Raw genomic sequence first — 19,718 nt, 5'->3', positions numbered from 1 at the left:
AATCATCACGATCGCTTTGTCACGATCCGTTCAATCCATGACCACGGAAGCCAATTTTTTGCGGTGATCGTGAGTGCCACACCTCGGCCAACCGGATAGCGGAATCGTGGCTTGGGAGTGGTGGCCGCATGGACAATCGTCGAGATGACTGCGTCGGGTTCAGGTGCCTTGTCTATGATCGCTTCTACGTGACGCATCAGTTGTTTCATCTGGGAGGCGTAAGGAGAGGCTTCATCAAGCTGTTGGTCCTGCATTCCTTTCTCCCAGATTGCTGTGCGAAAGGAGCCGGGCTCAACAAGGACGACTTCAACCTGAAAGGGTAGCATTTCAAGGCGAAGCGATTCACTAAAGCCTTCGACTGCATGCTTGGATGCGGCATACGGCGAGAGACCGGGGAAACCAAATCGCCCACTGATGCTGCTCACGTTAATAATTCGTCCAGATTGCTGCTGCCGCATATAAGGCAAGACCGCCCGCGTAACGTCGATCAGTCCGAACACATTTACATCGAACTGCTTGCGCCATTCCTCAGACGTGACTTCCTCAGCAAAGCCGCCCAACGCGTAGCCGGCATTGTTCACCAACAGATCGATGCGGCCATGCTTTGCAATGATGGAGGAGATCGCATCCTGAATTTGTTCCGGATGCGTAACATCAAGGGAAATGACTTCCAGATGCTCAGAATCTATGTGCAAGCTTGCTAATTTGTCAAGAGGGTCCCTTTTTGCTAGATCACGCATAGCAGCAATTACCTGAAAACCGGCCTTGACTAAAGCGACTGATGCGTGCTTGCCAAAGCCGCTTGAGGTACCAGTGACTAGTGCAATTGGTCTTTTTTGCATGGATTTCTCCTTTGAATTGGATGTTATGGTAGTATTTAACTGCAAAGTTCACAAATTTGTTCATAAATTTGTTAACAAAATCCTAACAAATAGCCTTTGTATTAAGGAAAATTTATGTATACTTAAATGGTTACCACGCTTGGGTAGAAGTGTACAATACTGCCCCTTACTTTGCTGTTTGTTTTTGGAATAGCTGCTAATACTTTTCCTGTTTGGGTATTATAGTTGTGGAAAGTATTGAATGCGATTTCTTAATGCAAATAGAAAAGTTCGAAAACTTCTAGTTGTAGGCGTGGCTAGAACGTTACCAACACGAAGAAAGAGGGGTTCATTGGTATGAAGGGTTGGCAACAGTATTGGCGTCAGTTTTCCCTGTTTGCTCTGCTGGCGCTAGTGTTAACCGGGTGTGGCAAAGATGAGCTCTCAGCGCTCAAGCCCTCTGGTCCGGTAGCTGCGATGCAGTTTGACCTGATGAAGCTGTCCTCCGCTATCATGATCGGCGTCTTCATTGTCGTTATGACGATCTTTACGTACGTCCTTATCCGTTATCGTAAGCGTCCCGGACAGCAAGGCATTCCTAAGCAGGTCGAAGGAAATCATGCACTTGAAATTCTTTGGACGGTAATTCCATTCTTGCTCCTTATCATCATGGCGATTCCAACTGTTACTACCGGTTTCGCACTGCACAAGGAGTACCCGAAAGAGGAAGCTGTTCAAGTAAAGGTTACCGCGCACCAATTCTGGTGGGAATTCGAGTATCCTGATCTTGGAGTAGCAACTGCACAAGACTTGGTATTGCCAGTTGGCAAAAAGGTTCAATTCGTATTATCAGCGTCTGATGTTAAGCACGCATTCTGGATTCCTGCATTGGGCGGTAAAATCGATACGAACCCAGGGCAAGAAAACAAAATGTGGCTGCAAGCAGACAAAACAGGCATTTACTACGGTAAATGTGCGGAGCTCTGTGGAGCGTCCCATGCCTTGATGGACTTCAAGGTAGAAGTAATGGAACAAGCAGATTTTGATACTTGGGTAGCTAACATGAAGGGCGTTCAGGCAAAAGAACCTGCAACGGCAACTTCTCCACTGGCTGCAGAAGGTCAACAAATCTTCGATAAGAGCTGTTTGGGATGTCACGCTGTGGCAGGTAAAGGCGGTAAGATGGGGCCAAACCTGACGAACTTTGCAGATCGCGAACGTGTAGCAGGTATCAAAGCACATACGCCGCAGAACATTGCAGAGTGGCTGAAAGATCCGCAAAAAATGAAGCCAGGCAACAAAATGCCTAACCTCAACCTCGATGACAACCAAGTGAAAGCGCTTGTAGAGTACATGGGGACATTGAGTGTAAGCGAGAAAAAGTAAAGTAAAACCTCATAAAACTTATTGCATTGACAATCGTCATAGGCAGTGACGCTTAAAAAGGAGGTAAACCCGTGTCTGCACATGCTTCTCATGCACCAAATCGCTCGGGGCTGTGGGATTATCTTACGACAGTGGACCATAAGAAGATTGCGATCCTGTATCTGATTGCTGGTGGAATTTTCTTCTTGGCCGGTGGTTTGGAAGCCCTGCTGATTCGTTTGCAGTTGATGTACCCAGAGATCGAATTAGTTGGTGCCAAAACGTTTAACGAATTAATTACGATGCACGGCACCACGATGATTTTCTTGGCAGTTATGCCGATCATTTTCGCTTTGATGAACGCGATAGTTCCCCTTCAAATCGGTGCACGCGACGTAGCATTCCCGTTTGTTAACGCACTCGGATTCTGGCTATTCTTCTTCGGGGGAGTGCTACTGAACACAAGCTGGTTCTTGGGTGGCGCACCTGATGCTGGTTGGACATCTTATACAACTTTGGCTTTGAATCAATACAGTGGAATCGGCGTAGACTTCTACGTACTCGGTTTGCAAATTGCCGGTCTCGGAACGCTGATTGGTGGTATTAACTTCCTTGTTACCATCATCAACATGCGTGCGCCAGGTATGACATTCATGCGTATGCCAATGTTCACCTGGTCATCCTTTATTACATCCGGTTTGATCCTCTTCGCATTCCCTGCGATTACGGTTGGTTTGGTTCTGTTGATGTTTGACCGTTTGTTCGGCGGAAACTTTTTCAACCCTGATGCAGGTGGTAACGTTGTTATCTGGGAGCACTTGTTCTGGATCTTCGGTCACCCCGAAGTATACATTTTGATTCTCCCAGCGTTTGGTATCATTTCGGAAGTAGTTTCTACATTCTCAAGAAAGCGTCTGTTTGGTTACAGCTCCATGGTGTTTGCAACAGCGCTGATCGGTTTCTTGGGCTTCATGGTGTGGGCTCACCACATGTTCACAACAGGTTTGGGCGCAATTGCCAACACGCTGTTTGGACTTGCAACCATGTTGATTGCTGTTCCTACAGGTATCAAAATCTTTAACTGGCTGTTGACCATGTGGGGCGGTCAAATCCGCTTCCCTACCGCAAACCTGTTTGCAGTAGGATTTATTCCAACGTTTACAATTGGTGGTATGACAGGGGTTATGCTTGCGGTTCCGCCGGCTGACTACCAATACCATGACAGTTATTTCGTAGTTGCTCACTTCCACTACGTTATCGTAGGGGGGCTCGTATTCGGTCTCTTCGCTGGTCTTTACTATTGGTGGCCGAAAATGTTCGGTAAAATGCTGAACGAAACAATCGGTAAATGGAACTTCTGGACGTTCTTCATTGGTTTCCACCTTACCTTCTTCCCGCAACACTTCCTGGGTCTGATGGGGATGCCGCGCCGCGTCTTTACATACCTCAAAGATCAGAACCTGGATATGGGGAACTTTATCAGTACGATTGGTGCATTTGGTATGACGATCGGTACCATCCTATTCTTGATCAACGTAGTCGTTGCAGCGAAGAGCTCCAAACGCGCTCCTGCAGATCCATGGGATGGACGTTCACTCGAATGGGCGATTCCTTCGCCGCCGCCTGAGTACAACTTCGTTCAAACGCCTCTCGTGCGCGGTTTGGATGCGTTGTGGGTGGAGAAAATGGCTGGTAACAAAGGCTTGACGCCTGCGGAGCCTATTGGCGACATTCACATGCCATCGCCATCGTTCTTGCCATTCCTGATGTCTCTCGGATTGTTCGTAGCAGGCTACGGCTTTATCTACCACAACTATGTGGTTGTAGTCATTGGATTGCTCTTTACACTCGGCTGCATGTTTACCCGTTCTGTGAAAGACGATCCAGGCTATCACATTCATGAGGATGAACTCGAAGAGAAAGGGGTTAAGGCTTAATGGCTAACCATCACGCACATGCAGTATTGCCTGACGAACCGGAAAAAGCCACCCTTGAAGGCAAGAATAAGGTTCTTGGCTTCTGGCTCTTCCTCGGTGGGGAGACAGTTCTCTTCGGTTCCTTGTTTGCAACATTTATCGCTCTTCGTGATCAGGCAAATGGTGGACCAACGTCCCAATCGTTGTTTGACATGAATCTCGTTGCCGTAGCAACACTTCTCTTGCTTACCAGCTCGATGACAAGTGTTATGGCTACACTGGCTTTGCACAAGAAAGACCTGAAAAAGATTCAGCTTTGGCTGACCATCACTGTATTGCTCGGTCTCGGCTTCCTTGCTTTGGAGATTTACGAGTTTGTACACTATGTGAATGAAGGACTGAAAATGTCAACAAGTGCATTCTCATCTGCCTTCTACACATTGGTTGGATTCCACGGAGCTCACGTAGCGTTCGGGATTAGCTGGATCATCCTTTTGCAAGTATCTGCGACGAAAAAGGGCCTGACGGTAGTAACTGCACCGAAGTTCTATCTGGCATGTCTGTACTGGCACTTTATCGACGTTGTATGGGTATTCATCTTTACCGTGGTATATCTCATGGGTATGATCGGTGGAAAGGTGGGATAATCTATGGGAGCACAAGCTCATAATGAAGAGGTACGCAAGCCGAAAGTCAAACACGAGGGTCCGAAAAGACACCTAGTTGCTTTCATCGGATCTCTCGTATTGACTGCACTGGCATTCATTGCAGTGGCGTATGAAGCAATTCCATCAGGTTTTACCGTACCATTCATCGTTGCTTTGGCCTTTGTTCAAGCGTTCTTCCAGTTGTATGTCTGGATGCACATGGATCAAAAAGGTCATGAGTTTGCACGTATCAGTATTTTTGCAGGGTTATTCGTAATCCTATTGGCAATTTTCGTCTTTATTTTCTGGGTTTGGATCTAGGAAGTGGAGCGAATAGAAGAGGACAGACATTGGGTCTGTCCTCTTTTTTGTGTTTATAGGAGCTGTGGTGGAAGGGAAGAAGCGAATTTCCAGTCTACGCTTCGGCCTACGCCCCGCTGAGAGATCGACTGTCCGCTCCGGAATGAATGGCGGGAACGCTTCAAAAGTAGCAGTTTTGAAGAAGGGGGAGCAGAGGTTGAAGCTAAAACCATTCCCGCCATTCATCCCTACGCTGGGTCGGGCTCCAGAGGCGCTTGGACTGGAAATTCGCTTCTTCCCACGACCACAAAAGCTGGAAGACTCCCATCGAAGCATATTCTGTCAGCCTTTTTCCAGTCATAAACATGAAGAAAAGGGGGGAATACAATCGGACAGAGTTTTCTTGCTTTTTGAAAAATACTTGCACCTGTCACGAAGGCTTTATATAATAAAAATATTAACATGCGTTAAAATAACGTTATATGAATTAGTCGTCACACATTGTGACTATAATCTGAGGAAAGCAGGGATCATGATGGTGAAATTGGTAGCAATTTATCGCAAGCCCGAAGATATCGATGCTTTTGACAAGCATTATTTCGAGGTACATGGCCCATTGGCGGAAAAAATGCCTGGCTTAATCAAAATGGAAGTGAGCAAAATCTACGGAACACCAATGGGAGAATCCGACCTGCATCTGATGGCAGAAATGTACTTTGAATCAAAAGAAGCTTTGATGGAAGCGTTGTCATCTCCAGAAGGTCGCGCAGCAGGAAAAGACCTCCGTGGCTTCGCTGGACCAATTGTGTCCATGCATTTCGCAGAAGTAGTTTAATCATGACCACGAAAAGATTGATAGACGAACAAGCGCTCCATCAGAAGCATTACGCAGAGATTTGTGAAAAGCTAAAGCAAGATCCATTTGCACAATTTTTAGGTATCAAGCTGATTGAGCTGGGAGAAGGAACGGCGACTGCGGAAGTCACAGTTGCCGAGCATATGCTAAATGCGCACGGCACCGCTCATGGCGCGATCATCTTCTCCCTAGCAGACTTTGTTTTTGCAGCAGCCTGTAATTCCTATGGGAAAACGTCTGTGGCACTGTCGATGAATATTGGATTTTTGGCTGCTGCCATGAAAGGGAATCGCTTAGTGGCAACAGCGACAGAAGAGAAGAAAAACAATCGCACAGCCTGGTATCGCATCCGCGTAGAAACGGAGCATGGCTTGGTAGCGACACTGGATGCACTGGCATACCGGAAAAGTGATTACTTCGTCGAGATCGACGAAAACGAATAACTGACAGCGAAAATAAAACGGAGAAAGGATGCCAAAAGCTATGTGCTTAGGCTCCTTTCACTGTTTCAAGACGATACGAGAAAGGGGGCAAAGATGTCAGTGGAGATCCGGAATCGATTCAACCACTACCTGGGCATAGAAGTTGTGCACCGAGATGAACAGGGCTGTAAGGTAGCACTGAAAATTCGCCCCGAGCTGTTCAATAGCATCGAAGGTGTCGTACACGGAGGCGTTACGGCGACATTAGCCGATGTGGCAATGGGGCATGGGGCAGCACCTCATGTGGATGGCGTACAGCAATGTGTGACGGTGGAGAGCAAGATTCAATACCTGCATCCTGCTCGCGGTGAGATACTTGAGGCACAATCCCATGTATTGAAACAAGGAAAAAGCTTGATCGTGATGGAAGCACGCGTGACTTGTGATGGCAAGCTTGTTGCTTTTGCTACCGGCACGTATGCGCGGGTTAACCCGCCTGCACAAGGAGGACGTTGAGGATGGAAGAGAGCGTTCGTTTTGAACGTGAAGGACATATAGGACTGATTACACTAAATCGCCCAGACGAGCTGAATGCGCTGAACTACGATACATTGGAGCGCCTGGGAAACTTGATTGAGCAGGTGCGCCTGGATGCAAAAGAGATTCGTGTGGTCATTGTGAAGGCAGAAGGGCGAGCTTTTAGTGCAGGGGCAGATTTGAAGGAGCGCCGTACACTGACGGAACAGCAGGTACGCCGCAATGTCCGCAAAATCCGCGATGTATTTACTGCGTTGGAGAGGCTACCGCAGCCGACGATTGCGATGATCAACGGATTTGCTTTTGGCGGGGGTTTTGAGTTAGCACTGGCCTGTGATTTCCGCTATGCCGTCGCAGATGCCAAAATGGGTCTGACAGAGGTGAGCTTGGGCATCATTCCCGGTGCGGGTGGTACGCAGCGGCTGTCTCGCTTGATCGGACCTTCCAAGGCAAAGGAGCTGATCCTGACAGCCAGGCGCATCCAAGCGGAGGAAGCGTATCAAATCGGTTTTGTCAATGCGATTGCAAAAGATACAGAGGAGCTTCGTGAACTGGCAATGGGGCTGGCAAACGAGATTTTGGCAAATGCTCCGCTGGCGGTTTATCAGGCAAAATCAGCTATTGATCGCGGAGGCAGTGTCGATTTGCAGACAGGTCTGGATATCGAAACCATGTGCTATGAAGTGATTATTCCCACGACAGATCGTTTGGAAGCATTGGAAGCCTTTCGCGAAAAGCGAAAACCAGTTTTTAAGGGCGAGTAACATTTTCAAATACGTACTCCTACTGAGTCATAACGCAAGGGAATGAGGGAAGCGACATGATCTTTAATACAGAAATGGAAACGCTACCAAGAGAGAAAATGACGGAACTGCAACTGGAACGCTTGAAAGAAACGGTCAAACGCGTATACGAGCGCGTCCCTTTCCACACAAAAGCATTCAATGAGGCTGGTGTGAAACCAGAAGATATCCAATCAATCGAAGACATACAGAAGCTTCCATTTATGAAAAAGACAGATTTGCGAGAAAATTACCCGTTCAATCTGTTTGCAGTCGAAATGAAGGAAGTAGCACGCATTCACGGATCATCCGGGACAAAAGGAAAACCGACTGTTGTCGGTTACACCAAAAAAGACCTGGAGAATTGGGCAGAGATCGTGGCGCGCGCCATTTGCTGTGCGGGCGGAGAGCCGGGAGACATTTTCCATAACGCGTATGGCTACGGCCTTTTTACAGGAGGTTTGGGTCTGCACAACGGCATCGAGCACATGGGGGCAGTTGCCGTGCCAGTATCCGGTGGCAATACCTCCCGTCAAATTACGTTGATCGAGGACTTCAAACCACGTGGCATTGCAGCAACGCCATCCTATGTCCTCAACATCGTGGAAGAGATGAAGAAGCAAGGAATCGATCCACGTGGGACGAGTGTTAAGTACGGGATTTTTGGTGCAGAGCCGTGGTCAGAAGAAATGCGCGTACAACTGGAGCATGAGCTCGACATTAAAGCCGTGGACATTTACGGGCTGAGCGAAGTGATGGGGCCAGGTGTTTCCATTGAATGTCATGAAGTGCAGAATGGTCTACATATCGCAGAAGACCATTTCTACGCAGAAATTATCGATCCGAATACTGGAGAAGTGCTCCCATACGGGCAAGAAGGTGAGCTGGTATTCACGTCGCTGACGAAAGAAGCATTCCCGGTTGTGCGCTACCGTACGGGTGATATCGCTTCCCTCAATCCTGAGCCCTGTAAGTGCGGACGGACAACCATGCGGATGTCGCGCATCAAAGGGCGTGTAGATGACATGCTCATTATTCGCGGGGTCAATGTGTTTCCGACAGAGATCGAATCCGTTCTGCTTACGTTCAACCAATTGGCTCCACACTATCAGGTCGTCATTGAACGAGACGGTGCCCTCGACCGTTTTGAGGTGCACTGCGAGCTGACACCAGCATATGCAAATGAGATCAGTGGGAATGACAGCTCTGCTCTCTCGCCATTGGTGAAAGAAATCTGTCATGACATCAAAAATACGTTGGGCGTGTCTGTGGTACTGCGGGTGCAACCACCGAATTCCTTGACGCGCAGCGAAGGAAAAGCGATTCGTGTCGTGGATAACCGGAACAAATCACAGGCAGCTATTTAAACCAGCTCCTGTAAAAAAAGGGTGTGACAGTTCATGGCCTATGAATATATTAGCGTAGCCAGTGAAGATGGTGTCGGTATCATTACGTTGAATCGACCGAAGATTCTAAACGCACTGAATTTGCAGCTCGTCGACGAATTGGTTGACCAACTGGAGCAAATAGACCGCGACCCGGATATTCGGGTGATCATCCTGACTGGCAACGCGAGGGCGTTCGCAGCGGGTGCTGACATTAATGAAATGGCGGAAGCATCAGCCATCGACATCATGAAGCGCAATCAGTTCGCGGTTTGGGATCGCATCTCACTCATATCCAAGCCGATTATTGGTGCCGTCAGCGGTTTTGTGCTCGGTGGTGGCTGTGAATTAATGATGAACTGCGATATTGTGATCGCTTCGGAGACAGCCGTCATTGGTCAACCGGAAATCAAGCTTGGTGTCATGCCTGGGGCTGGTGGTACTCAGCGTCTGACGCGTGTGGTAGGTGAGCGAAAAGCACTGGAGATGCTGCTCACAGGTGAACCGATTTCGGCCAAAGAAGCGTTAAAATACGGACTGGTCAATCGGGTAGTGCCAGTGGAGGCGTACTATCAGGAAGCGCTCAAGCTGGCGAAACAAATCGCCCAGCAGCCGCCACTCGCGGTACAGGTCATCAAAAAAGCCGTGTACAAAGCTGGTGATCTTCCCCTTCAAGAGGGAATGGATTACGAGCGAAACAGCTTTTACCTTCTTTTGGCAAGTGAAGATCGAAAAGAAGGCATGCAAGCTTTTCTGGAGAAGCGCAAACCCCGTTTTACGGGAAATTAGGAGGCGGCCATGTACGAAACGATTCTTTATGAAGTGTCAGAAGGCGTAGCAGTGGTGACTTTGAACCGTCCGGACAAATTCAATGCGTTTACAGCCGTCATGAATATGGAAATCACGGATGCGTTGAAGCAAGCGCAGAAGGATGCGGATGTGCGTTGCGTCGTTCTTACCGGAGCAGGGCGGGCGTTCAATGCGGGTCAGGATCTCAGTGACGTTTCTGGTGGAGGAGATGTGGATTACGGTGGTTTCTTACGGGATCGCTATAATCCAATGATCCTCCAGTTTCAAAAAACCGAGAAACCAATCATCGCAGCGGTTAACGGTGTTGCAGCAGGTGCAGGCATGAGTGTTGCGCTGGCGTGCGATATTCGCCTGGCTTCGGAAAAGGCATCCTTCGTCAATGCTTTTGTCAACATCGGGCTCGTTCCTGATTCAGGAGGCTGCTATTTCTTGCCGCGCATCGTCGGGATCGGCAAGGCGTTGGAGCTGGCGATGACGGGGGAAAAGGTATCCGCTGAGGAAGCACTGCGAATTGGATTGGTCAATCAGGTGTACCCTGCGGAGAGCTTCATGGAGGATGCGTTGGCGTATGCGCGCAAGCTGGCGTTACTGCCGACGAAGGGGATTGGTTTGATCAAGCGCACGATGTACAAAGGGCTTGAGATGGGGTTGGAAGAGACCTTGGCATATGAAGCTTTTGCACAAGAGGCGGCTGGCAGCACAGCGGATCATAAGGAAGGGGTCACCGCTTTCATGGAAAAACGTGCGCCTCGTTTTACAGGCCGTTAGAGGCGAAGGGAGGCAAGCCCAAGTGAGTATAAAAATAGTAGGCGTCATCGGGGCGGGAACAATGGGAGCGGGGATCGCTCTCGTCTGTGCTCGCAAAGGACATCAGGTCATGCTGCTGGATGCAAATCAGGCGGTGCTGGACAAAGCGCTTGTCTATTTGGAATCGATCCTGACAAAAGATGTGGAGAAAAACAAAATCAGTGAACAAGAAATGACAGAGACGCTAGAACTGGTCCATCTCGTATCGGAAATAGAGCAGTTGGCAGACTGCAATATCGTCATCGAAGCGGTGCCAGAGCGTCTTGATTTGAAAAAAAGCATTTTCAGCCAGCTTTCTGGGATTTGCAGAGAGGATGCCCTTTTACTAACGAATACTTCCTCTATCTCGATTACGGAGATTGCAGGGGGGCTTTCGCATCCCGAGCGCATTCTCGGATTTCATTTTTTCAATCCGGCACCCGTCATGCCGTTGGTTGAGGTTATTCGTGGGAAAAAATCGAGTGAGGAAAATGTGGAGGTGGCGTATCGATTTGCGCAAGAGTTGGGCAAGGTACCTGTTCTCGTGACGGATACCCCTGGCTTTATCGTCAATCGAATCGCGCGGCCTTACTATAATGAAGCATTGCGTATTCTGGGCGATCATGTGGCAGGTGTGGAGCAGATTGACCGCATTATGAAGCTGGCGGGTGGATTCAAAATGGGACCGTTTGAGCTTCAAGACATGATTGGCATCGACATCAATTTTGCCACCACCAAATCGGTCTATACTGACTTCTTCCATGAAGGACGATTTAAGCCTAGCCGGATTCAGCAACAAATGGTTCAATCCGGTAGCTTGGGCAGAAAGACGGGGGAAGGCTTCTATGACTACAACAAATAAGGCTGTATTGCTCGTGGGCACAAGCCCGTTGTACGCAGAGTTGAATCATTTGATGATGGAAAGAGGCTACCAGGTGCTTACGCTTGCAGAAGCGATGGCGGAACCTGAGTTGGTTGAATTGGCTGTGGAAGTAAATAGCGTCGATTTGCAGGCGAAAAAGAGGCAGATGCGCGAGCTGGATGATCTATTGCCACCAAACGTACCGATCATCACGACTTCGCTCGCAATTACAGCGACAGAGGTAGCGTCATGGACACAGCATCCTGAACGCGTTTGCGGATTTGGAACGCTCGTGCCCTTGGTTGAACGGGAGCTGATCGAGATTGCCCCCGCCCTGCAAACGGAGCTGGATACGATTCAAGCAACGGAAGACTTCTTTCAGTCGCTCGGGAAAGAGACGGAAACCGTAAACGACGAGGTAGGTCTCGTATTCCCGCGCATTTTAACGCTCATTATCAACGAGGCTGCCTTTACCCTGATGGAAAAAGCAGCAACCGCTACCGATATCGATATCGCGATGAAAAAAGGCACCAACTACCCATACGGCCCTCTCGAATGGGCAGATCGCATCGGTTTGGATGAGATTTTTGCGATATCGAGAGGCTTGCAGCGCGATCTGGCCGAGGAGCGTTATCGTACTGCGCCGCTATTACGCAAGCTGGTGCTGGCAGGGCGTGTCGGCGTACGCAGTGGGCAAGGCTTTTACACGTACGAGGACAAAGTGGGTGTAGAGGCATGAGCTTGACTAACAAGGAGGTGTACGTAGCAGCAGCAGTACGTACACCAATCGGAAAGCTGGGCGGAAGTCTGAAGAACACCCCCATCGACGACCTGACAGCCATTGTCTTGAATGGAGCGCTTGCGAAGGCAGGACAATCCGGTGAGATTGTTGATGGGGTCATCATGGGTAACGTCATATCGGCAGGACCGTTTATTAACATTGCACGCGTTGGTTTGTTAAAAGCAGGGCTTCCTGACACCATACCTGGTCTGACTGTGAATCGGGTGTGTGCATCCGGGCTAGAGGCAGTCAATTTGGCTGCGCAGTCCATCCAGGCAGGACATAGTCAGGTCATGCTGGCGGGCGGTGTAGAGAATTTGACTCGTTCACCGTACATCATGGAAAAATTCGAGCAGCCGTATCAACGCGGCGGACAGACGCTGGTCGAGTCTTTTGGAGGACCTCGTTCTGCCCCTGTATCGCTGTATGGTGATCTGACCATGGGAGATACAGCGGAAAACGTGGCGGAGCAATTCGGCATCAGTCGTGAAGATCAGGATCGTTTTGCGGCAGAAAGTCAGTCTCGGGCTATCAACGCGATAGATGCAGGTCTGTTCCGCGATGAGATCATTCCAGTCACGTTAAAAGGGAAAAAAGGGGAAGAAACGCTGTTTGATACGGATGAATTCCCAAGAAGAGATACCAGTGTGGAGTCATTGTCCAAGTTGCGACCTGCCTTCCGAAAAGATGGTAGCGTCACAGCAGGCAACTCCTCCGGTATCAATGATGGCGCAGCAGCCTTGCTCTTGATGAATGAAGAAATGCTGCAAAAAACAGGCGTCGCTCCTCTGGGGCGCATTGTTCATTTCGTCAGTGCTGGTGTTGATCCACGCATTATGGGCATTGGTCCGGTCTCTGCGATCCGCAAGCTGCTCGCAGAGACGAACATGACCGTAGAGCAAATCGACTTGTTTGAGTTAAATGAAGCTTTTGCTTCCCAGTCACTCGCCTGCATGCGCGAGCTGGGACTGGACCCTTTGAAAACCAATGTAAACGGTGGCGCAATCGCGTTGGGTCATCCACTCGGCATGAGCGGTGCCCGACTGACAGGTACGATTCTTTTCGAGCTGAGACGTCGCCAAAAGAAATACGGAATTGTTTCGTTGTGCATAGGCGGCGGTCAAGGATTGGCCACGTTAGTAGAAGCGCTATAGAAAAAAAGCCCTCGTGCATGGGAGGAGTGGAAGAATGAGTACACCTGTCATCATAGATGCTGTACGCACGCCAATCGGTCGTATTGGTGGTGCGTTGAAGGATGTGCGCCCGGATGACCTGGGCGCATTGGTGATTCAAAAATTGCTGGAACGCAACTCCATCGATCCGAAGACGATTGATGATGTCATTATGGGCTGTGCCAATCAGGCTGGGGAGGATAACCGCAATGTCGCGCGTATGTCACTTCTGTTGGCGGGATTGCCTGTCGAGGTGCCGGGAGTGACAGTGAACCGCCTGTGCGGCTCAGGTCTGGAGGCTGTGAACCAAAGCGCGAATGCAATCAAAGCCGGAGCAGGTCACGTCTATATTGCGGGCGGGACAGAAAGTATGACACGCTCTCCGCTGGTGATGATGAAGCCTGGCACGGCTTTTCAGCGCGGCAATCAGCAGTTGGTCGATACGACGTTGGGCTGGCGCTTGGTTAACGAAAAAATGAAAGAGATGTATCCGCCGATCAGCTTGGGGGAAACAGCGGAAAAGGTAGCGGAGCAATACGGCATTAGCCGTGAAGCACAGGATGAGTTTGCTTTGCGCAGTCAGCATAATTACGCCCGTGCCTTGGCAGAAGGAAAGTGGGAGGCAGAGATCGTTCCCGTAGAGCTGAAAGGGCGCAAAGGCGAGGTTACGCTGTTTGAACACGATGAGCATGCACGTCCGGAGACGACTATCGAACAGCTGCAAAAGCTGAAACCAGTATTCCAAGCAGATGGCAGCGTCACAGCAGGCAATTCCAGCGGTCTAAACGATGGAGCATGCGCTCTGCTTATCATGGAACAGGAAGCAGCTCTTGCAGCCGGCTTGAAGCCTCGTGCAAGAATCGTTGCATCCGCAGTGGCCGGTGTCGATCCTTCCGTGATGGGAATTGGACCTGTACCTGCTACACGCAAAGTGCTGAAGCAGGCAGGCTTGTCACTTACGCAAATTGATCTGTTCGAATTCAACGAGGCTTTTGCGGCGCAGGCAGTAGCGAGTGTACGTGAGCTAGGGATCAACCCTGATCTGGTCAACGTAAATGGCGGAGCGATTGCTTTGGGCCATCCGCTCGGATGTAGCGGTGCGCGTATCCTGACTACTCTGATGTATGAAATGGAGCGTCGTGATGCCCGATACGGGTTGGCAGCGATGTGCATTGGAGTTGGACAGGGGATTGCGACGATTATAGAGCGTGTGTAGCTTGGGCAGATAGGGAGGCAGGTACTCTTGATAGATAGACTCCAGCCGGGTACGACGGAAGAATTTACTGTGACGGTGACAAAGGACATGCTGCCTGTTTTTGAGGGCCAAGTCGTGCATCCCGTGATGTCGACCGTCAGTATGATTTATTACATGGAATGGGCAGGAAGACGCGTCATTTTACCATTCCTGGAAGCCGATGAGGAGGGCTCGGGATTTGCTGTAGACATCAAGCATGTCGGCCCAGCCGTGATTGGTCAGGAGGTCACGTTCCGGGCTACCTGTGTGCAGGTTACCGAAAAACGCGTAGTGTGCGAGGTTACGGCGGACACTACGCGTAATCGTGTAGGACTCGGGACGTTCGTCCAGGCTATCTTCAAAAAGGACGAGATCAAGCGGCGTTTTGAGGTCTTGCAAGCGGAGATCGAGCAGGAAGTAAATGGGAATAAATAAATATGACAGAATAAATTGACTCTTTTAAAATGTTTTACTATAATTACGTTTAAATTACGTTATACGATTTTATCGTCATATACTCTCGATCGATTCACGCACTTCCTACAGAATATGGTACAATTTCACACAGCTAATAGGTATGAATCGATTTGGGGGTAGAAGAAACGTGAAGCCACAATCCATGCTTTTTACAATTTACGGTGAATACGTCCGCCATTATGGAAGCGAAATCTGGATTGGTAGTCTGACCAAGCTGATGGGGGAATTCGGACTGTCGGAGCCGGCTGTTCGTGCAGCCATCTCCCGGATGCTTCGCCAAGGCTGGCTGGAATCGCGAAAAGTAGGGAACCGCAGCTTCTACTCGGTATCCGAGCGCGGCAAAAAGCGGCTGGAAGAGGCAGCGGCACGTATTTATAAGGTCGAGACAGATGTGTGGGACGGCAAGTGGTGCATTGCCAGCTACAACATCCCAGAGGAGCGTCGAGCGCTGCGTGATCAACTGCGGAAGGAACTGGGCTGGATGGGCTTCGGGATGCTGACGACCAGCACATGGATCAGCCCGAATAACCTCAGTGATCGCGTGAAGGACCTGACGGAAGCGCACGAGATTACAGAGTATGTGGAGATTTTTACATCAGAGCATATGGGCTGGAGCAATCCGAAGCAGCTCGTACAGAAATGCTGGGATATCGATGAAATCAATGAAAAATACAAGGCCTTCATCGATACCTACCGAGAAGAATACGAGCAGCTTGCTGCCAAACTTAGCAATGGGGAAGAGGTTCCAGACAGCCATTGCTTCGTGGAAAAGACAAAGCTCGTCCACCAATACCGCAAGTTCTTGTTCATCGATCCTGATTTGCCGCAGGAATTGTTGCCAGAGCTGTGGTTGGGCAAAGAGGCGGATCAGTTGTTCCAAAATTACTACCAGTTATTGAATCCAGGGGCAGTACGATTCTTCGAGACCGTGTATGAAGCTGCGCCATCTGCATAGGCGAAAGCTGCGAAGGAAAGGCCCTAGCACGTCTAGGGTCTTTTTCAATCAATTAGTTTTCCATTATTTAAAATGTAAGCGTTTTACTTGGGTGTAGTTTGGTGGACGCGAAACAAAGGGGGTACAGCACGAATATGACGGAATTGCTGCAGTACGTTGCAAACGGCCTCGTCAGTGGCGGGATTTACGCGATCGTAGCGGTTGGTTTCATCACGATTTACAACGTAAGCAAGGTGATTAATCTGGCGCAGGGTGAATTTTTGATGCTGGGCGGAATGGTCACAGTCGCTTTGATTGGCATGAATCTTCCATATGGGTTGGCGGCATTGCTCGCGATCCTCATGGTCACCTTGATCGGTGTTTTGATGCAGAAATATGTAATCGCTTACGTCAAAAAGGCTAATCCAATTAGTTTGATTATTTTGACGATAGGAATTTCCACACTCATTCGCGGCATTGCCAGCTTTATTTGGGGAAAAGATGCGTTTGCACTCGAACCGATTACGAGCAATGAGCCGATCTCGATCGGCGGCGTGATGATCGCCCAACAAAGTATCTGGATTTTGGCTGCTGTTCTTATCATTCTTTTTTTACTTTGGTACTTGATGGACAAGACGATTCTCGGCAAAAAAATTAACGCCTGTTCGGTCAACCCGATGGCAGCTCGCCTGATGGGGATTAGCCCGACAAAGATGAGTATGCTCGCCTTCGCGATCAGTGGAGCGACAGGAGCGATTGCAGGAATCGTGATCGCGCCGCTTTCCGTAACGTCCTACGATGTTGGCGTACTGCTCGGAATCAAAGGCTTTTCCGCAGCGATTCTTGGCGGACTGGGAAATCCATTGGGTGCAGCCGTAGCCGCCTTTTTACTCGGGATCGTCGAGTCGCTGGGAGCTGGCTACATCAGCTCCGGTATGAAGGACGCGATCGCCTTTCTGGTGTTGATCGGAATGCTGTTAATTAAGCCATCCGGCATCTTTGGAGAACGCAGCGTTGGAAAAGGAGGGCTATGATGAAGCAGATCATCGATAAGTGGGGCAAAAGCATAGGAATCTACCTGTTTTTGATGATTCTTTTCCCATTCGTAATGCCAGATGAATACTATCGTTCTGTCGGAATTATTATCGGTCTTCAAGCAATCGTAACCATTGGGCTATGCCTCGTAATGGGGCTGGCGGGACAAATTTCGCTGGGACAAGCAGCGTTTTGGGGGATAGGTGCCTATACGTCGGCAGTATTGACGACGAAGTACGGTCTTCCGCCATTTATCGGCCTCATAGCTGCTGCGATTGTTCCAGGGTTATTCGCCTTTATCCTCGGGCGGGCGATCGCGGGGCTGCAAGGCTACTACCTCGCGATGGCGACACTCGCATTTGGCTACATCGTGCAGATCGGAATTACGGAATGGGAGTCGGTCACCGGGGGAGCAAACGGGATGATCAGCATTCCACAGATGACTTTCTTCGGTGGAAGCGAGCTATCTATGTACTTTCTAATTTGGGGAGTCGTCACCTGTGTGCTGCTCTTCTCCCTTAATCTCTTGAACTCACGCGTCGGCAGAGCGTTTCGGGCGATTCACAAAAGTGAGATTGCCGCGACCTCGATGGGAATTGATGTCCGCAAGTTCAAGCTGAATGCTTTTGTGGTAAGTGGCATGTTCGCTGGTATTTCCGGCGGATTATACGCCCACTACATGGGAATTCTCGATCCGCAGCCGTTCGGACTGCACGAGTCAATCAAGTTTCTTACGATGGTCGTCATCGGCGGGATGACAAGCATCTGGGGCGCTTTGATCGGGACGATCCTGATTGGCTTTATCAGTGAAGCGCTGGTCCTCCTGAGTGAAGTGGTGCCTGGCTTGCAGGGGGATGTGGACACGATTGTATTCGGTGCGATTCTCGTGCTGATCGTTATGTTCATGCCAGAAGGATTGGTTCCGCGCATCCGGGCTGCTTTCGAAAAAGGGCAGGCGAAAAAGGCGAAGTCCATGGCTGACGAAGCACAGCGAAAGCAGCAGGTGGAAAGGAAGGCTGCAACATGACAACACTTTTGGATGTGCAAAAGCTCTCTCGTGATTTTGGCGGCGTACGGGCAGTGAATCAAGTAGATTTTCAGGTGCGGGAAGGAGAGATTCTCGCGCTGATCGGCCCGAATGGCGCTGGGAAAAGCACCGTACTCAACATGGTGTCGGGTGTGATCCCGCCTTCGGAAGGAGAGATTCGCTTCAGCAGCCAGCCATTGACACGTGTGCAAGGCTATGAATATGCCGGATTGGGCATCACGCGAACCTTTCAAAACCTCCAGACCTTTGACGATATGACCGTTTTGGAAAATGTCATGGTTGGCATGCATACCAAGACAAGCGCAAGTATCTTTTCCTGTGGCATGAATCTGGCAAAGTCCCGTAAGGAAGAGAAGTTGATGCAGGAGCAGGCACAGACGTGGATAGAGAATGTAGGACTCGCAAAGGAAGTGTCCTCGCTGGCTGGGAGCCTGCCGTACGGGAAGCTGCGGCTGATGGAGATTGCCCGCGCAATGGTAGCCAAGCCGCGGCTGCTCTTGTTGGATGAGCCTGCTGCGGGTCTGAATCATACCGAGACGGCGGAGATGAGCCGCATGTTTTGCGAGATTCGCGACAATGGAACGGCTATTTTGCTAGTGGAGCATGACATGGACATGATCATGACGATTGCAGACCGCATCGTAGTATTGGATCAAGGATCAAAAATCGCAGAAGGAACCCCGCGTGAGATTCAGGAGAACCCGCGAGTGATTGCGGCGTATCTGGGTGCAGAATGAAGCGCGAAAGAGGTGGAACATGATGGGGAAGGCAGTCCTTACAGTAGACAACATCACGGCTCGCTACGGTCCGGTAGAAGTGCTGCACGGCATTACTTTGCAAGTGAACGAAGGCGAGATCGTCTCCCTGTTAGGCGCAAATGGGGCAGGAAAAACGACGCTTTTGAACTGTATCTGCGGTCTGCACGGCGAAAAGGAAGGGAAGATTTGGTTTCGTGACGCGGACATTACGCGTGTCCCTGCGGAGTTGGTGGTACCCCGGGGGATGGCGCATGTACCGGAGCGCAGACAAATTTTTTCGACGCTGACCGTGGAGGACAATTTGTGGCTGGGTGCTTCGCATCGGATACCCAAGACCAGCAAAAAGGAAATTGCCAAAGAAATGGAGACGGTGTACGAACGTTTTCCGATTTTGGCAGAGCGGAAATGGCAGCTCGGGGGAACGCTTTCCGGAGGGCAACAGCAGATGCTCGCCATTGGCAGGGCGCTCTTGTCCCGACCGCAGCTTCTCTTGTTGGACGAGCCTTCGCTAGGATTGGCTCCACTGATTGCCAAAGAAATCCTGACGATTGTGCAGGAGATTCGCTCGGAGTGGGGCACTACGGTGCTGTTGGTCGAGCAAAATGCTCGCGCAGCTCTCGCTATTTCCGACCGGGCTTACGTACTCAGTACGGGAGCTGTCATGCTGGAAGGGAAGGCAGACGAGATTAGCAATGACCCGCGTGTACAGTCTGCTTATTTGGGAAGCTCCCACGAAGCAGTGTAGCCAACATAGTAGTTTGATCAAGATCAACCACATACATGAGGGGGT

The 19,718-nt window shown here is 50.0% G+C and carries 22 protein-coding genes; 21 read left to right on the top strand and 1 reads right to left on the bottom strand.

Features of this window, described 5'->3' with window-relative positions; translation table 11 throughout:
- Positions 1-5 precede the first annotated feature (5 nt).
- Positions 6-842, bottom strand: a complete 837-nt coding sequence (locus tag ASG16_RS08965) for an oxidoreductase (RefSeq protein WP_056492287.1) — start codon at positions 840-842, stop codon at positions 6-8.
- A gap of 336 nt (positions 843-1,178) precedes the next feature.
- Here ASG16_RS08965 and coxB point away from each other — a divergent pair, with 336 nt between their 5' ends.
- The 21 genes from coxB (at position 1,179) to ASG16_RS08860 (ending at position 19,673) form a co-directional block, all read left to right on the top strand.
- Entirely contained in the window at positions 1,179-2,207 is a 1,029-nt protein-coding gene (coxB, locus tag ASG16_RS08960) for a cytochrome c oxidase subunit II (RefSeq protein WP_048034726.1), read from the top strand.
- A gap of 71 nt (positions 2,208-2,278) precedes the next feature.
- Positions 2,279-4,123, top strand: coding sequence for a cytochrome c oxidase subunit I (ctaD, locus tag ASG16_RS08955; protein WP_056492284.1), 1,845 nt, complete (start codon positions 2,279-2,281; stop codon positions 4,121-4,123).
- Positions 4,123-4,749, top strand: a complete 627-nt coding sequence (locus ASG16_RS08950) for a cytochrome c oxidase subunit 3 (protein WP_017251582.1) — start codon at positions 4,123-4,125, stop codon at positions 4,747-4,749. Before ctaD ends, ASG16_RS08950 begins: the two co-directional genes overlap by 1 nt.
- Positions 4,750-4,752: 3 nt before the next feature.
- Positions 4,753-5,070 carry a cytochrome C oxidase subunit IV family protein gene (locus tag ASG16_RS08945; RefSeq protein ID WP_007723383.1) on the top strand — a complete coding sequence of 106 codons (318 nt, stop codon included), beginning with the start codon at positions 4,753-4,755 and terminating at the stop codon, positions 5,068-5,070.
- 514 nt (positions 5,071-5,584) lie between these two features.
- Positions 5,585-5,884 carry an EthD family reductase gene (locus tag ASG16_RS08940; protein WP_007723387.1) on the top strand — a complete coding sequence of 100 codons (300 nt, stop codon included), beginning with the start codon at positions 5,585-5,587 and terminating at the stop codon, positions 5,882-5,884.
- Positions 5,885-5,886: 2 nt separating this feature from the next.
- Positions 5,887-6,348, top strand: coding sequence for a PaaI family thioesterase (locus ASG16_RS08935; protein ID WP_048034722.1), 462 nt, complete (start codon positions 5,887-5,889; stop codon positions 6,346-6,348).
- Positions 6,349-6,441: 93 nt separating this feature from the next.
- Positions 6,442-6,843 (top strand): PaaI family thioesterase, encoded by a 402-nt coding sequence (locus ASG16_RS08930; RefSeq protein WP_048034721.1) that lies wholly within the window; start codon positions 6,442-6,444, stop codon positions 6,841-6,843.
- Between the two features lie 2 nt (positions 6,844-6,845).
- Positions 6,846-7,628: an enoyl-CoA hydratase-related protein gene (locus ASG16_RS08925; protein WP_056492281.1), complete on the top strand. Its 783-nt coding sequence runs from the start codon at positions 6,846-6,848 to the stop codon at positions 7,626-7,628.
- Positions 7,629-7,684: 56 nt separating this feature from the next.
- Positions 7,685-9,013 carry a phenylacetate--CoA ligase PaaK gene (gene paaK, locus ASG16_RS08920; protein WP_056492279.1) on the top strand — a complete coding sequence of 443 codons (1,329 nt, stop codon included), beginning with the start codon at positions 7,685-7,687 and terminating at the stop codon, positions 9,011-9,013.
- A gap of 33 nt (positions 9,014-9,046) precedes the next feature.
- Entirely contained in the window at positions 9,047-9,820 is a 774-nt protein-coding gene (locus tag ASG16_RS08915; protein ID WP_056492276.1) for an enoyl-CoA hydratase-related protein, read from the top strand.
- A gap of 9 nt (positions 9,821-9,829) precedes the next feature.
- Positions 9,830-10,609 (top strand): enoyl-CoA hydratase-related protein, encoded by a 780-nt coding sequence (locus ASG16_RS08910; protein WP_056492274.1) that lies wholly within the window; start codon positions 9,830-9,832, stop codon positions 10,607-10,609.
- 22 nt (positions 10,610-10,631) lie between these two features.
- Positions 10,632-11,489, top strand: a complete 858-nt coding sequence (locus ASG16_RS08905; protein WP_056492271.1) for a 3-hydroxyacyl-CoA dehydrogenase family protein — start codon at positions 10,632-10,634, stop codon at positions 11,487-11,489.
- A complete protein-coding gene (locus ASG16_RS08900) occupies positions 11,473-12,228 on the top strand; it encodes a 3-hydroxyacyl-CoA dehydrogenase family protein (RefSeq protein WP_056492268.1) in 756 nt (251 codons plus the stop codon). Before ASG16_RS08905 ends, ASG16_RS08900 begins: the two co-directional genes overlap by 17 nt.
- Positions 12,225-13,424, top strand: coding sequence for a thiolase family protein (locus ASG16_RS08895; RefSeq protein WP_056492264.1), 1,200 nt, complete (start codon positions 12,225-12,227; stop codon positions 13,422-13,424). Before ASG16_RS08900 ends, ASG16_RS08895 begins: the two co-directional genes overlap by 4 nt.
- A gap of 34 nt (positions 13,425-13,458) precedes the next feature.
- Positions 13,459-14,658: a thiolase family protein gene (locus tag ASG16_RS08890; protein WP_056492259.1), complete on the top strand. Its 1,200-nt coding sequence runs from the start codon at positions 13,459-13,461 to the stop codon at positions 14,656-14,658.
- A gap of 27 nt (positions 14,659-14,685) precedes the next feature.
- A complete protein-coding gene (locus tag ASG16_RS08885) occupies positions 14,686-15,111 on the top strand; it encodes a thioesterase family protein (protein ID WP_056492258.1) in 426 nt (141 codons plus the stop codon).
- Positions 15,112-15,280: 169 nt separating this feature from the next.
- Positions 15,281-16,108, top strand: a complete 828-nt coding sequence (gene paaX, locus ASG16_RS08880; protein ID WP_056492255.1) for a phenylacetic acid degradation operon negative regulatory protein PaaX — start codon at positions 15,281-15,283, stop codon at positions 16,106-16,108.
- Positions 16,109-16,242: 134 nt separating this feature from the next.
- The gene (locus ASG16_RS08875; protein ID WP_048034711.1) at positions 16,243-17,121 is read left to right on the top strand and encodes a branched-chain amino acid ABC transporter permease; all 879 of its coding nucleotides are present in this window, start codon (positions 16,243-16,245) and stop codon (positions 17,119-17,121) included.
- Complete coding sequence (locus tag ASG16_RS08870) at positions 17,121-18,149, top strand: branched-chain amino acid ABC transporter permease (protein WP_056492253.1); 1,029 nt, start codon at positions 17,121-17,123, stop codon at positions 18,147-18,149. The genes ASG16_RS08875 and ASG16_RS08870 overlap by 1 nt, the downstream gene beginning before the upstream one ends.
- Positions 18,146-18,907, top strand: coding sequence for an ABC transporter ATP-binding protein (locus tag ASG16_RS08865; RefSeq protein WP_056492250.1), 762 nt, complete (start codon positions 18,146-18,148; stop codon positions 18,905-18,907). Before ASG16_RS08870 ends, ASG16_RS08865 begins: the two co-directional genes overlap by 4 nt.
- A 22-nt stretch (positions 18,908-18,929) precedes the next feature.
- Positions 18,930-19,673: an ABC transporter ATP-binding protein gene (locus tag ASG16_RS08860; protein ID WP_056492247.1), complete on the top strand. Its 744-nt coding sequence runs from the start codon at positions 18,930-18,932 to the stop codon at positions 19,671-19,673.
- The last annotated feature ends 45 nt before the right edge of the window (positions 19,674-19,718 follow it).

The sequence above is a fragment of the Brevibacillus sp. Leaf182 genome, assembly GCF_001423865.2.
GTDB classification, from domain to species: domain Bacteria; phylum Bacillota; class Bacilli; order Brevibacillales; family Brevibacillaceae; genus Brevibacillus; species Brevibacillus brevis_C.
The sequence above is the reverse complement of the archived record's forward strand: the minus strand, read 5'-3'. Positions and strand labels throughout refer to the sequence as shown.

Coding starts and splice junctions, on each gene's coding strand:
- ASG16_RS08930 (WP_048034721.1), top strand. CDS start 6,442: ATGTCAGTGGAGATCCGGAATCGATTCAACCACTACCTGGGCATAGAA.
- ASG16_RS08870 (WP_056492253.1), top strand. CDS start 17,121: ATGAAGCAGATCATCGATAAGTGGGGCAAAAGCATAGGAATCTACCTG.
- ASG16_RS08875 (WP_048034711.1), top strand. CDS start 16,243: ATGACGGAATTGCTGCAGTACGTTGCAAACGGCCTCGTCAGTGGCGGG.
- ASG16_RS08925 (WP_056492281.1), top strand. CDS start 6,846: ATGGAAGAGAGCGTTCGTTTTGAACGTGAAGGACATATAGGACTGATT.
- ASG16_RS08910 (WP_056492274.1), top strand. CDS start 9,830: ATGTACGAAACGATTCTTTATGAAGTGTCAGAAGGCGTAGCAGTGGTG.
- paaK (WP_056492279.1), top strand. CDS start 7,685: ATGATCTTTAATACAGAAATGGAAACGCTACCAAGAGAGAAAATGACG.
- ASG16_RS08895 (WP_056492264.1), top strand. CDS start 12,225: ATGAGCTTGACTAACAAGGAGGTGTACGTAGCAGCAGCAGTACGTACA.
- ASG16_RS08890 (WP_056492259.1), top strand. CDS start 13,459: ATGAGTACACCTGTCATCATAGATGCTGTACGCACGCCAATCGGTCGT.
- ASG16_RS08940 (WP_007723387.1), top strand. CDS start 5,585: ATGGTGAAATTGGTAGCAATTTATCGCAAGCCCGAAGATATCGATGCT.
- coxB (WP_048034726.1), top strand. CDS start 1,179: ATGAAGGGTTGGCAACAGTATTGGCGTCAGTTTTCCCTGTTTGCTCTG.
- ASG16_RS08915 (WP_056492276.1), top strand. CDS start 9,047: ATGGCCTATGAATATATTAGCGTAGCCAGTGAAGATGGTGTCGGTATC.
- ASG16_RS08935 (WP_048034722.1), top strand. CDS start 5,887: ATGACCACGAAAAGATTGATAGACGAACAAGCGCTCCATCAGAAGCAT.
- ASG16_RS08950 (WP_017251582.1), top strand. CDS start 4,123: ATGGCTAACCATCACGCACATGCAGTATTGCCTGACGAACCGGAAAAA.
- ASG16_RS08860 (WP_056492247.1), top strand. CDS start 18,930: ATGGGGAAGGCAGTCCTTACAGTAGACAACATCACGGCTCGCTACGGT.
- ASG16_RS08865 (WP_056492250.1), top strand. CDS start 18,146: ATGACAACACTTTTGGATGTGCAAAAGCTCTCTCGTGATTTTGGCGGC.
- ASG16_RS08945 (WP_007723383.1), top strand. CDS start 4,753: ATGGGAGCACAAGCTCATAATGAAGAGGTACGCAAGCCGAAAGTCAAA.
- ASG16_RS08965 (WP_056492287.1), bottom strand. CDS start 842: ATGCAAAAAAGACCAATTGCACTAGTCACTGGTACCTCAAGCGGCTTT.
- ASG16_RS08900 (WP_056492268.1), top strand. CDS start 11,473: ATGACTACAACAAATAAGGCTGTATTGCTCGTGGGCACAAGCCCGTTG.